Genomic DNA, 11,844 nt, shown 5'->3' with positions numbered 1-11,844 from the left:
CCAAAACGAATAGTTTTATATAGCCAATTGTAATTAAAACTATTCGTTCTGACGAATGGTTTTAAGATTGAGGGCGCACTGACAGAAATGAACGGGCCTGGTATGCGCTGTTGCTGGATTTTGCATATTTGTATATCGCCGTGCGGCCTGTTGCGCCCCGTCCGCAATTCCATTATTCTTAACAGGCTTCGCGCGAAAGCGCCAAGTGTGCCAGTGTGGCGCAACGGTAGCGCAACTGATTTGTAATCAGTGGGTTGCAGGTTCGATTCCTGTCACTGGCTCCATGAGAGTTTCGGGCTCTGTTCCTTGTGGGACAGGGCCCGTTTCTTTTTTGTTGATAAGTATCGGGCAAAGCGTCCGTCTCGTCCCCCAATTAGTCTCAATCTGTAACACCAAGACGGTTTAATCGTTTCTAACTGTTACAGAATGAGACGTGAGCTGGGGTCTCTGCGTAATATCTCAATCTGTAACAGATAGGGGAGAAAATGTTCTCTAGATGTTACAGATCGAGACAAAGGCCGGACCGGCTCCAGTCATCCACGCTCGGTCAAGCCAGAGAAGCGCGATCACGACCTATATATAGGTGTAAATAAGCCGGTATCGAAGTTCGATCCTGAAGGTGTACTCCACTACACCAAAGTGTTGCCTCGGGAAATGTCACCAGCGTAGCGAAATTCACCGTCCTTCATATCTAAACCCAACAAAATCGCAGGTCACAGGTATATAGATACGCCCGGCACCGTGTATCTAGAGGTTTTCGTTGACAGCCCCCAAGGTGGCATCGTATTATCTTCTTCGTTCGCGGGGGCGGCGGTCCAAAAGACCGAAGAACCTGCGGATACTTGAACGATTGGGAGTTTGCCCGAGTGGTTAATGGGGACGGGCTGTAAACCCGTTGGCTCTGCCTACATAGGTTCGAATCCTATAGCTCCCACCCGTCAAGTGCCTGTATAGCTCAGTCGGTAGAGCACTTCGTTGGTAACGAAGAGGTCACCAGTTCAAGTCTGGTTGCAGGCTCCATCCGGCGGTGTAGCTCAGTTGGTTAGAGCACACGGTTCATACCCGTGGCGTCACTGGTTCGAATCCAGTCACCGCTACCATAGGTAACACGGTGGCTTCTCAATAGTATGTTGAGAGGCCACTATGGTATAAAGGCAAAGTCCCGTCCGGGGACGACCTGTTAAGAGGAGGGCTTTATGGCCAAAGAGAAGTTTGAGCGCACTAAGCCGCATGTTAACATCGGCACCATTGGTCACGTCGACCACGGCAAGACCACGCTGACCGCTGCCATCACCAAGGTTCTCTCCGAGACCGAGGGCTGCAAGGCTGACTTCACTGCGTTCGAGAATATCGACAAGGCTCCCGAGGAGCGCGAGCGCGGCATTACGATCTCCGTCTCCCACGTCGAGTACGAGACTGCTGCCCGTCACTACGCTCACGTTGACTGCCCGGGCCACGCTGACTACGTCAAGAACATGATCTCCGGTGCTGCTCAGATGGACGGCGCTATCCTGGTCATCGCCGCTACCGACGGCCCCATGGCTCAGACCCGCGAGCACATCCTGCTCGCCCGTCAGGTCGGCGTTCCTTACATCGTCGTTTTCCTGAACAAGTGCGACATGGTTGACGATGACGAGCTCATCGACCTCGTCGAGATGGAGACCCGTGAGCTCCTCTCCGAGTACGATTTCCCCGGCGACGACATCCCCGTCATCCGTGGTTCCGCTCTGGGCGCTCTCGAGGGCGACGCCAAGTGGATGGACGCTATCCGCGAGCTCATGAACGCCGTCGACGAGTACATCCCGACGCCTGCTCGTAACAACGACCTCCCCTTCCTGATGGCCGTTGAGGACGTTATGACCATCTCCGGCCGTGGTACCGTTGCTACCGGCCGTGTCGAGCGCGGCGAGCTCAAGCTCAACGAGCCCGTCGAGATCGTCGGCATCAAGGACACCCAGAACACCGTCGTTACCGGTATCGAGATGTTCCGTAAGTCCATGGACTTCTGCGAGGCTGGCGACAACGTCGGTCTGCTGCTCCGCGGCATCAAGCGCGAGGACATCGAGCGCGGCCAGGTTCTCTGCAAGCCCGGTTCGGTTACCCCGCACACCAAGTTCACCGGCGAGATCTACGTTCTGACCAAGGAGGAGGGCGGCCGTCACACCCCGTTCTTCGATGGTTATCGTCCTCAGTTCTACTTCCGTACCACCGACGTTACCGGTACGGTCAAGCTTCCCGAGGGCACCGAGATGGCTATGCCTGGTGACCACATCACCATCGAGGGCGACCTCATCCACCCGATCGCCATGGAGGAGGGCCTGCGCTTCGCTATCCGCGAGGGTGGCCACACCGTTGGTTCGGGCATCGTCTCCACGATCATTGAGTAAATTAGCTCTCTGATATAGCTGACTTAGAGAACCCGGCACTTATATGGGTGCCGGGTTCTTTTCTGCAATGGACATTGAGTCGTTGCTGGTGTCGAGAGGATCGATAATGGTCCTGGGTACACCGTCGATTAGCTCTCGCTGGCTTCATTGATGTGTTCCAAATATGAATGGATCCACCGAGAACCAATTGACTCGAGGTTTTCGTTGACAGCCCTTACGTAGAGCTGATAAAGTACCAACTCGTGCCCGTACGGGGCGGAAATGAAAGGTTCAGGATACATGCGTACTCTAGTTACTCTTGCGTGCACTGAGTGCAAGCGCCGCAACTATACGACCACCAAGAACAAGGCGAACATGCCTGATCGTATGGAGATCAAGAAGTATTGCCCCTGGTGCCGTCACCACACGCTGCACAAAGAGACCCGCTAGTCTCTAGTCACATACGCCAGTAGTTCAATTGGTAGAGCATCGGTCTCCAAAACCGAGTGTTGAGGGTTCGAGTCCTTCCTGGCGTGCCAGTCATTATTCCGTAAGCTCCCATTGGGGGCTTACGGTTTACTCATGTATAAGCGCATTGCGCGGAGGTAACCCAAATGGCCAACAAGAAGAACAAGAAGAAGGCTCAGCAGCCGGCACTCGCCAACAACGCTGCCGCCAACTCCAAGGTTGAGGCCAAGAAGGCCGTTGCCAAGAAGAACGAGAAGGCTGCGAAGTCCAAGAAGAACGAGAAGCCTGGCTTCTTCGCCCGCACCAAGAAGTATTTCGCTTCGGTCAAGTCCGAGATGAAGCGCGTCACGTGGCCCGATAAGAAGGAGCTCGTGAACTACTCGGTCGTCGTTTGCGCTTCTCTGATCGTCGTCGGCGTCGTCATCGCTCTGCTCGATGCTGGCTTTGGCGAGGCTCTTGCTCTGTTTTCTGGATTGAGGGGCTAAACCATGTCTAAGCGTTGGTACGTCGTTCACACTTACTCTGGATACGAGAACCGCGTTAAGTCTGATCTCGAGCATCGTATCGAGACTATGGGCATGCAGGACCGTATCTTTGATATCGAGATTCCTATGGAGCGCGTCACTGAGATTAAAGAGGGTGGCAAGCGCGAGACCAAGGATTCCAAGATTTTCCCGGGTTATGTTCTGGTCCGCATGGAGATGGATGACGATGCATGGACGTGCGTTCGCAACACGCCCGGCGTCACCGGTTTCCTGGGCGGCAACGGCAAGCCCGCTCCGCTTTCCCGCGACGAGTACAATAAGATGACTCGTCGTCCCGGTAAGGGTGATTCGCCCAAGCGTACCTCGGTTGATATTGAGGTCGGCACGTCCGTCCGCGTCACCGATGGCCCGCTTACCGACTTTGATGGAAAAGTCTCCGAGGTTAACACCGAGGCTGGCAAGCTCAAGGTCACGCTGATGATCTTTGGCCGCGAGACGCCGGTCGAGCTCGACTTTAACCAGGTCGCTGTCATCGCTTAAGTTTTCGTCCGTTCGCGCGAGCGTGCTTCTTCTGTGACTGCTCATCTCAGGAGTGCTTCTAACACGTGCGTGCTTACGATATAGCAAGTACTTCACACTCGTGATTCGAAAGGAATGACCATGGCTGAGAAGAAGGTTGCCAACGTCATTAAGCTCCAGATTCCTGCTGGTGCCGCTAACCCCGCTCCTCCCGTCGGTCCTGCCCTGGGCGCTGCTGGCGTGAACATCATGCAGTTCTGCCAGGCCTTTAACGCCGAGACGCAGGACAAGAAGGGCGACATCATCCCCGTTGAGATCTCTGTCTACGAGGATAAGTCCTTCTCCTTCATCACCAAGACCCCGCCGGCGGCTCACCTCATCAAGAAGGAGCTGAACCTCAAGTCTGGTTCCGCTAAGCCCCAGGCCGACAAGGTTGGTCAGCTCTCCCAAGAGCAGCTCACCAAGATCGCCGAGATCAAGATGCCGGACCTCAATGCCAACGACATTGACGCCGCCAAGAAGATCATCGCCGGTACCGCCCGCTCCATGGGCGTCACCATCGCTGAGTAGCGATTTCTTTAGGTAATGACGGGTGTTCCGACCGGGGCGCCCGTTATATGTGTGCAATAGGGCACACGATACGATGTGGGAGGGCTCACGCCCGTTTAACCACAGGAGGTAATGCACATGGCTAAGCATGGTAAGAGCTATAACGCCGCTGCCGAGAAGATCGACCGCGCCGCGCTCTACACCCCCCTTCAGGCTGCCAAGCTCATCAAGGAGCTCGACACCGCCAAGTTCGACGAGACCATCGAGGCCCACTTCCGTCTGGGCATCGATACTCGTAAGGCTGACCAGAACATCCGTGGTTCCATCTCCCTGCCCCACGGCACCGGCAAGACCGTTCGTGTTGCCGTCTTCGCCGAGGGCGAGAAGGCCCGCGAGGCCGAGGCTGCCGGCGCCGACATCATCGGTTCCGACGAGCTCGTCGCCCAGATCCAGAAGGGCGAGATCAACTTCGACGCCGCTATTGCTACGCCGAACATGATGGCCAAGGTTGGCCGCATCGGTAAGATCCTTGGTCCCCGTGGCCTCATGCCGAACCCCAAACTCGGCACCGTGACCATGGACGTCGCCAAGATGGTCTCCGAGCTCAAGGCTGGCCGCGTTGAGTACCGCGCCGACCGCTACGGCATCTGCCACGTGCCCCTGGGCAAGAAGTCCTTCTCTGAGCAGCAGCTCGTCGAGAACTACGCTGCCCTGTACACCGAGATCCTGCGCGTCAAGCCCTCTTCTGCTAAGGGCAAGTACGTCAAGTCCATCTCCGTGTCTTCCACCATGGGCCCTGGCGTCAAGGTCGATCCCGCTGTTCAGCGTGACTTCCTGGCTGAGTAACTGCTAGTTACTGCCTCAGCAAAGCAAGCATTGCTAAAGGAACCCAGTTCTGCCTCGTGCAGGACCGGGTTCTTTGCTATCTCGGGGCAAAACCACCACAAAGGGGACAGGCACCTTCGTGGTGGTTTTGCCTCGGTTGCTCCAAAATCCCCATTGCGCGTCGTTTCGACTGAGTTGCACTTTAGCGCGATGTAGTGAATACCCGAGGCTGAAAGGAGCCAGACATGTTCTATAACACGCAGCAGCTCCTAGGCCTAGCGCTACTAGATGGGATAGCGCGCTAGGGTTGCAATCTCGCTATAACGATGAGTTGTACCCGGGTGCGCTATCGTCCGCTGCTTTTGGGCGTGATGAGCGACACGGGTATTTTTCTATCTTGGGGCACTCCATCTCTCCTGAAAGCCATCTGTATCTCAGGCCTATCAGGTGGAAATCATGAGTCGCAAAATCGCAATCTTTGACACTACGCTGCGCGACGGGGAGCAGCCTCCCGGCGTCAGCATGAATACTGAGGGAAATATCGTCATCGCACGTCAGCTGGTGCGCATGAACGGGGATGTGATCGAGGCGGGCTTTCCCATCTCGAGCCCCGGCGATTTTCGCTCGGTGCAGGAGATTGGCAAGATCGCGGGCGGCCGGTGCACGGTATGGAGTCTCACCCGTGCGGTCGACTAGGATATCGAAGTGGCCGCAGAAGCCCTCAAGACGGCTCAGAGGCCCCGTATCCATACCGGCCTGGGGTAAGCCCCAGCCATCTGCGCGACAAGCTCCATATGACCGAGGATGAGGCTAGCATCAGTCGGTGGCCCTAAGTGGGATTCGACCGATCCGGCTGCCCCACGCCGCGAGCTTACCGGCGGCATTTACTTTGGCAAGCACGATCGTTTCTACGACGAGGACGGCGCGGGCGCTAATGGCGCTGCGGGCCAGCGTGCGGTCGATGTGATGGAGTACCGCGAGTTCGAGGTGGAGCGCATTGCCCGTCAAGCGTTCGAAGCGGCCCGCAAGCGTCGCGGTGACGTGACGAGTGTGGATAAGCGCAACGTGCTGGAGACGAGCCGCATGTGGCGCGAGGTCGTGCATCGCGTGCATGATGAAGAGTGCCCCGATGTGCAGCTCGAAGACCTGTTCGTCGATAACGCCGCTATGCAGCTCATCAACCGACCGGGCGACTTTGACGTCGTAGTTACGGAGAACATGTTCGGCGACATTCTCTCCGACGATGCTGCACAGATTACGGGCTCGCTCGGCATGCTCGCCTCTGCTTCGCTGGGCGACGGCGTTTCGCTGTTCGAGCCGAGCGCTGGCAGCGCGCCCGATATCGCAGGGTTCGGTATTGCCAATACGCTCGCACAGATCCTGTCGGCGGCAATGCTGCTCACGTACGCGCTCGACATGGGCGAGCAGGCCGTCTTAGTCGAAAATGCTGTGCCCCATGTGCTCGACGAAGGTTGGCGTACCCGCGACATCGCCGACGCCAACACCCCTGCTGATAAGATCCTCCGCACCGCTCAGATGGGCGATAAGGTCATCGCTGCCCTGTAGCGTCGAGAGTCCGGAACCACCACAAAGGTGCCTGTCCCCTTTGTGGTGGTTACCAGGGGGTTCTGGCGGTCGAGGACTCGATAGCCTCGTGGCGCTTGAGCTCGCGGCGCATGGTTTGCGAATTGAGCCAGGCTGCTTGCCAGCCACGGATGGGGTAGCGCGTCTCGTCGAGTTCAAACTGCGTATAGCCGCAGGCGTTGATGATCGTTGCCCCGCATGCGTGCTGACGCTCGCGCTGAAAATCGCAACCGTAGCTTTGGTGCACATGCCCGTGCACCATGTAGTCGGGATTCCAGGATTCGAGTGCCGTGTTAAAGCATTCGAATCCTCGATGCGGTAGATCATCCAGATCGCCCACGCCGGCGGCGGGCGCATGGGTGAGCAAGATGTCGCAGCCGCCGACCATCCTCACTTTGCGGGACAGCTTGCGCATGCGCTTGGCCATCTCGCGCTCAGTGTACATGTTGGCACCGTCTCGATAGCGCATGGAGCCGCCAAGACCCGCAATACGTACGCCGCGATACACGTACACGGTGTCTTCGACACAGATGCAGCCGCCCGGTGCATGACGTGCGTAGCGGTCATCGTGGTTGCCGCGGACGTAGATGAGCGGTTTGTTGATGACCGTGACCAAAAACTCAAGATAGTCCGGGTCCAGGTCGCCGGCAGACAGAATCAGGTCGACACCCTCAAAGCGCTCCTTGCGAAAGCACTCCCAAAGGCATCGTTCTTCGGTATCTGCTATGGCAAGGATCTTCATAGGGCGGTAACCCCCGGCTCATCGTCGAGCTGCGGAATGGTGCCCACCACGTTGTCCGCCAGCCAATTCATCTCGACAATCTGCGTGCTCGGCAGTGGGGGAAAGCCCTCAATCTGTACCACGCCGTCTTGGCTATGGAGCTCGCCGCCAAATGGATTGATGGAGCCCTCGACGATGCCATTGCGGAGTAGCTGAACAAGCTTGCGCGTCTGGTAGGGTAGGCCAGGAGCATAACGGATGTCGATAACACCTGAGCTCATGCCGTACCAGTAGTTGACGGCGCGAACCTGGCTGTCGTCACTGGTCTCATCCCAGGTGCCATGCAGCAGGCTTCGCACGATAAGCTCGTAGTATCGGCCCCAGTTCCATACCGGCATGGCAATGCCGACAGCCTTGCCATCGACCAGACGGTGGAGTCCGTATGCCGTGGGGTCTTCGAGTGACTTTGACATGTCGGCGCCGGTCATGACGCTCACACCTTCGCGGCACATGGCCTCGGCAAGGCCTCCGGCGGGCACATCGCCCCAGGTCAGGATAATTTGCGCACGGGGGTCGAGCAGCGAAGCGCCAATCGCAAAGGCGTTGATCTCGCTGAGCGCGCCCGAGGCGAAGACCGACGCGTGGTAACCGATGCGGTGGTTGTCCGCCATGCTGGCGGCAAGGGCGCCCAAGAGAAATTTGGCCTCATACATCTTGCCAAAGTACGAACGGACGCTTTGGTGGGGAAGGCCGATAGAGCAGTTGAGGAATCGCACCTGAGGATACTCGACGGCAGCCCTGAGCGTGTATTCCATCAGGCGGTGCGAGGTCGAGAAGATGACGTTTGCTCCATGTTTGACAGCCGTTTCCACGGCGGCGTAGAACACGTCCGGATCGTGGCAGTTTTCGAACGCCTCGGTGCGCACGATGCCGCCAAAGTGCTCGTCAAGATATTGGCGCCCTTGATCGTGCAGGCTGTCCCAGCTCGATGTCGCACAGGGGAATTCGTGGATAAAGGCGATGCGCAGGGGATTGGTCGCCGAGTAGACGGTCTTGCCCATAAAGAAGTTGAGCACGCCGGAGGTGGACTTGGCGGGCGACTCTTCCTCGTTGGGTTGAGGGGCTTCGACAAGATCGACCTTGTCCTCGTCACTTTTGCCGGCAATGACCAGCTCGCGCCAAATCTTGCACAGGCGGTTAACGACGATATCCGTCGGCGTATCCAGCAGGCGGTCCTGGTTGTACACATTGAGGTAGACGAGCATGGCGTCGGCGGGCGCAATGTCCAGATGGTCGCCACCTGCGCGAAGGTAGGCGCGCTTAAAGAGCAGGAAGGTGTGGCGCAGGTAGTCGATCTTTTTCTGTGGCCATTTTTCGATGAGGTTCTGACCGAGCATCTTGGCGAGCGTCTCATAGCTTCCCTCGCGCGAGAACTCGATCTCGTATAGGGGACAGACGTGCCAAAACGCACAGAACTCACCGTACAGGCGGCTTTCGACGGAATCCCATTTGCCGGGGTAGAGACGGGTGACCTTGGCGGAAACCGTTGGGGCGTCCAGGAATTTGAGGACACTGACGCGCTTGTTGCCCTCTTGGACGTAAAACCGATGCATGAACTCGGTTACGATGACGGGATCGCGATAGCCCTCGGTCACCTGGATGTCGTAGAGGTTGGACCACTTGCGGGCGAACTCGGTGCTAAACGGCAGCAGGGGCATAAAGTTGCACGAAAAGGCGGACTGGCGGCCCTTGGTAACCGTACCGACGACCATTTCGAGCGGAATATCCCGCAGGCCGACGTTCTCTCGCTGACCTAAGGGGAGCTGAGCAACCAGGCTATCGAGGTCCGTAAGGTACGGGTGCTCGCTTTGGCTGATGGCGCGACGGCGTCCCTGCTCGCCGCGCTTGCGTGCTTGACGATAGGCCTCTTCCATGGTGTCTGCTCCCTTAGTCGTTTAAACAACTATATATACCATGGTACCACGAATGAAAACCACCACAAAGGTGCCTGTCCCCTTTGTGGTGGTTTAGGCAATGATGGGGGCGATGGCGCGGATGCAGGCGTCGGCAGCGGTGAAAGTGGTGCTGTCGTCGCTGACGATAAAGATGATCTTTCCTTTGATGCCAAAGTCGCCGATCTCGCTAAAGAGTACGTAGGGCTCCTTGTCAAAGCCCGAGATGGGCGAGACGGCCGTTTTGGTTGCGCTCGTGAGCTCGTCTGCCAGCGCGTCAAGGGAAGCCCATTTAGACGTGTCCTTTACGGCGACGGGCACGGTCACGCGTCCAAAGGGCATCAGATGCACGAGTGTGTTCTTGGAGATGTTGGAGTTGGGCACAATGATGGTCTGTCCACAGGCATCTTCGATGGTCGTGTGGCGCCAGGTGATGTCTTGGACCACGCCGGATACGCCGCCGACCTCGATATTGTCGCCGGGTTTGATGATGCCCATAAACGTCACTTGCATGCCGCCGATAAGGTTTGAGAGAGTGTCCTGAAAGCCGAGCGAGATGGCGATGCCGCCGACGCCAAGAGCGGCGACGAGTGCGTTTGCGTTGATGCCAAAACAGTTGTCGAGGATAAAGCTGCCGCCGATCATCCAGATGACGGCGCGCGCGATGTTGATGAAGATGCTCGATGAAGGGAGTGGGTTATCGTCGCGGTTAAGCAGGTGGTGCAGGGTCTTGGACGCGACTTTGGCGGCAACGGCGGTGCCGATGGCCAAGATGCCGGCCCAGATGATGTTGCGGACCCATCGTTGTGCAAAGAAATGAAGAATTGGCTCAAACAATTCCATGTAGGGAAACCTCCTCATGATCGTCCAACCATGATACCCACCAAGAAGCCCGTCCGATCAAATTCTGACGGGCTTCTGTGCTCGATATAAGGTTTGCACGGCGGGCCTGCAAGGCCCGGCGGTGTAGCTTAGCGTCGACGCTTCCAGATAATGCCGAGAATGATGATGACGATGCCGCCGATGAGGCATGCGCCGACCATAGCCAGCGTGCGGTCTCCCGTTGCGGCGAGCTTACCGGTCGTCTTCTTGGTGATGACCTTCGTGGTCGTCGTATCCGTCTGAGGCGAGGGCTCAGGCGTCGGGGCCGGTGTGGGCGTGGGGTCCACGGCGGCGGAGCCAAAGCTGATGGTGCCCGCGAGCGAGGCCATCTTGCTCTCCCAGCTGTTCTGCCCGATCAGCGCCCTTAGTGCTGACTCGCAGGTACCCCACTCGGTGTGCTTGGTGGCGTTTGCGAAGGTGGGGAAGTCGGTCGTGTTGGTGATGATGTAGTTGTTGGTGGCGACGGTATAGGTCTTGGCGGGGTCGAGCGTGCTGCCATCCTTGGTGAGTGTGGCGCTCACGATGCGCTTGCCTTCGGACTGCGTCCAATCGATTGTCACGTTGATGCCGCCGAAGGAAAGGACACTGCCGGAGTCGTCGCGCCACTTGTACATGTCTTGCGCCTCCTGCTCGGTGTGGCCGGACGCCACGTAGGCTTGCTGAAGCTCGTAGCTGTGATTGCACTCGTCACTGATCTGCAGCGAGTGCTCGAGCGCTGCCAGGAAGTCCGCACCGGTCATGGTCCAGGTCTCCACGGTGTTGCCGTAGGGCGAGATAGCGATGACGTTGCCGGCGGTCACATCGCCCGCCGCGATGCCGCCGCGGATGCCGCCCGCGTTCTCGATGGCAAGGTCTGCGCCCGTCAGGTCAAGATAGGAGCCGCAGATCACATGTCCGATGGTCTGGGTCTTGGTGGTGTCGCCCTTCTTGCTGGGACGGAAATCGGTGGTGCGCACCATTTCCCAACCATGCGTGCCTGCGGCGTCCTCGCCGTAGAAATAATTGGTAGAGCTCGTGCCGAGCACCTCGCTCGATGCGGCGCTAAAGGCATCGTAGAGCGGCTTGATCTTGTTGTTGTGGACCTCATCAAGGATGCTCTGATAGTAGGTGGAGCCCTTGTTGGGGTCGGTCAAAAGAACGTTTACGTCCTTGGCGGTATAGAGCTTCTCGTCGCTTTTGCCCTCGCTCATGGTGGCGAAGGACTGTCCATGGAAGGTGTCACCCGCATCGAGCAGAAGATCGGGGGCGTTGCCCTGGGCGCTATAGAGGACTGCCAGTCCGTCAAAGCCCACAGTGCCGGTGCCCTTGCTTGCGTTGTAGCTGCCGTGGATATCGTTGGTGTGCATGACGGTCACGGAGTCGTTGATCGCCTGGGGCAGATCGCTCGCAAGGGCGAGGCTGGGTGCGCCAGTGAACACGCCGGCAAGCAGCGCGGCGGTTAACGCAAGGCAGGGGACGAATCTTTTCATGGCAGTCTCCTTAGTCCTTAACAA

12 protein-coding genes and 5 tRNA genes are annotated in these 11,844 nt (G+C 57.8%); 13 read left to right on the top strand and 4 right to left on the bottom strand.

The annotated features are described in order from the left end of the window. Positions 1–209 precede the first annotated feature (209 nt). The 13 genes from DXD49_RS03395 (at position 210) to DXD49_RS03335 (ending at position 6,778) form a co-directional block, all read left to right on the top strand. Positions 210–284: transfer RNA gene (locus tag DXD49_RS03395), tRNA-Thr, on the top strand. A 568-nt stretch (positions 285–852) separates the two neighbouring features. Then, a tRNA-Tyr gene (locus DXD49_RS03390) sits at positions 853–934 on the top strand. A 10-nt stretch (positions 935–944) separates the two neighbouring features. Beyond that, a tRNA-Thr gene (locus DXD49_RS03385) sits at positions 945–1,020 on the top strand. A gap of 3 nt (positions 1,021–1,023) precedes the next feature. Beyond that, positions 1,024–1,100 (top strand) — tRNA-Met (locus DXD49_RS03380). Between the two features lie 96 nt (positions 1,101–1,196). Further along, complete coding sequence (tuf, locus tag DXD49_RS03375; RefSeq protein WP_117563790.1) at positions 1,197–2,387, top strand: elongation factor Tu; 1,191 nt, start codon at positions 1,197–1,199, stop codon at positions 2,385–2,387. Positions 2,388–2,666: 279 nt separating this feature from the next. Next, a complete protein-coding gene (gene rpmG, locus DXD49_RS03370; RefSeq protein ID WP_102372646.1) occupies positions 2,667–2,816 on the top strand; it encodes a 50S ribosomal protein L33 in 150 nt (49 codons plus the stop codon). A 13-nt stretch (positions 2,817–2,829) separates the two neighbouring features. Further along, a tRNA-Trp gene (locus DXD49_RS03365) sits at positions 2,830–2,905 on the top strand. A gap of 75 nt (positions 2,906–2,980) precedes the next feature. Then, the gene (gene secE, locus DXD49_RS03360; RefSeq protein ID WP_117794194.1) at positions 2,981–3,319 is read left to right on the top strand and encodes a preprotein translocase subunit SecE; all 339 of its coding nucleotides are present in this window, start codon (positions 2,981–2,983) and stop codon (positions 3,317–3,319) included. 3 nt (positions 3,320–3,322) lie between these two features. Continuing rightward, complete coding sequence (nusG, locus tag DXD49_RS03355; RefSeq protein WP_099432095.1) at positions 3,323–3,859, top strand: transcription termination/antitermination protein NusG; 537 nt, start codon at positions 3,323–3,325, stop codon at positions 3,857–3,859. 120 nt (positions 3,860–3,979) lie between these two features. Next, positions 3,980–4,408, top strand: coding sequence for a 50S ribosomal protein L11 (rplK, locus tag DXD49_RS03350; RefSeq protein ID WP_022093893.1), 429 nt, complete (start codon positions 3,980–3,982; stop codon positions 4,406–4,408). A gap of 117 nt (positions 4,409–4,525) precedes the next feature. Beyond that, complete coding sequence (gene rplA, locus DXD49_RS03345) at positions 4,526–5,233, top strand: 50S ribosomal protein L1 (protein ID WP_117763512.1); 708 nt, start codon at positions 4,526–4,528, stop codon at positions 5,231–5,233. Positions 5,234–5,668: 435 nt separating this feature from the next. Beyond that, positions 5,669–5,908, top strand: a complete 240-nt coding sequence (locus DXD49_RS03340) for a hypothetical protein (protein WP_233540093.1) — start codon at positions 5,669–5,671, stop codon at positions 5,906–5,908. 108 nt (positions 5,909–6,016) lie between these two features. Next, the gene (locus tag DXD49_RS03335) at positions 6,017–6,778 is read left to right on the top strand and encodes an isocitrate/isopropylmalate family dehydrogenase (RefSeq protein WP_117794193.1); all 762 of its coding nucleotides are present in this window, start codon (positions 6,017–6,019) and stop codon (positions 6,776–6,778) included. A gap of 49 nt (positions 6,779–6,827) precedes the next feature. Here the strand turns inward: DXD49_RS03335 and DXD49_RS03330 are convergent, their stop codons facing one another. The 4 genes from DXD49_RS03330 to DXD49_RS03315 form a co-directional block, all read right to left on the bottom strand. Further along, the gene (locus DXD49_RS03330) at positions 6,828–7,538 is read right to left on the bottom strand and encodes a metallophosphoesterase (protein ID WP_117794192.1); all 711 of its coding nucleotides are present in this window, start codon (positions 7,536–7,538) and stop codon (positions 6,828–6,830) included. Further along, the gene (locus DXD49_RS03325; protein ID WP_117794191.1) at positions 7,535–9,451 is read right to left on the bottom strand and encodes a BMP family ABC transporter substrate-binding protein; all 1,917 of its coding nucleotides are present in this window, start codon (positions 9,449–9,451) and stop codon (positions 7,535–7,537) included. The genes DXD49_RS03330 and DXD49_RS03325 overlap by 4 nt, the downstream gene beginning before the upstream one ends. A 93-nt stretch (positions 9,452–9,544) precedes the next feature. After that, positions 9,545–10,312: a mechanosensitive ion channel family protein gene (locus DXD49_RS03320; RefSeq protein ID WP_117794190.1), complete on the bottom strand. Its 768-nt coding sequence runs from the start codon at positions 10,310–10,312 to the stop codon at positions 9,545–9,547. 128 nt (positions 10,313–10,440) lie between these two features. Continuing rightward, positions 10,441–11,820, bottom strand: a complete 1,380-nt coding sequence (locus DXD49_RS03315; RefSeq protein ID WP_117794189.1) for a bifunctional metallophosphatase/5'-nucleotidase — start codon at positions 11,818–11,820, stop codon at positions 10,441–10,443. Between the last annotated feature and the right edge of the window lie 24 nt (positions 11,821–11,844).

This window comes from Collinsella sp. TM05-38, assembly GCF_003466445.1.
GTDB lineage: Bacteria > Actinomycetota > Coriobacteriia > Coriobacteriales > Coriobacteriaceae > Collinsella.
Note: the sequence above shows the minus strand (reverse complement) of the source record. Positions and strands in the feature narration are given on the sequence as shown.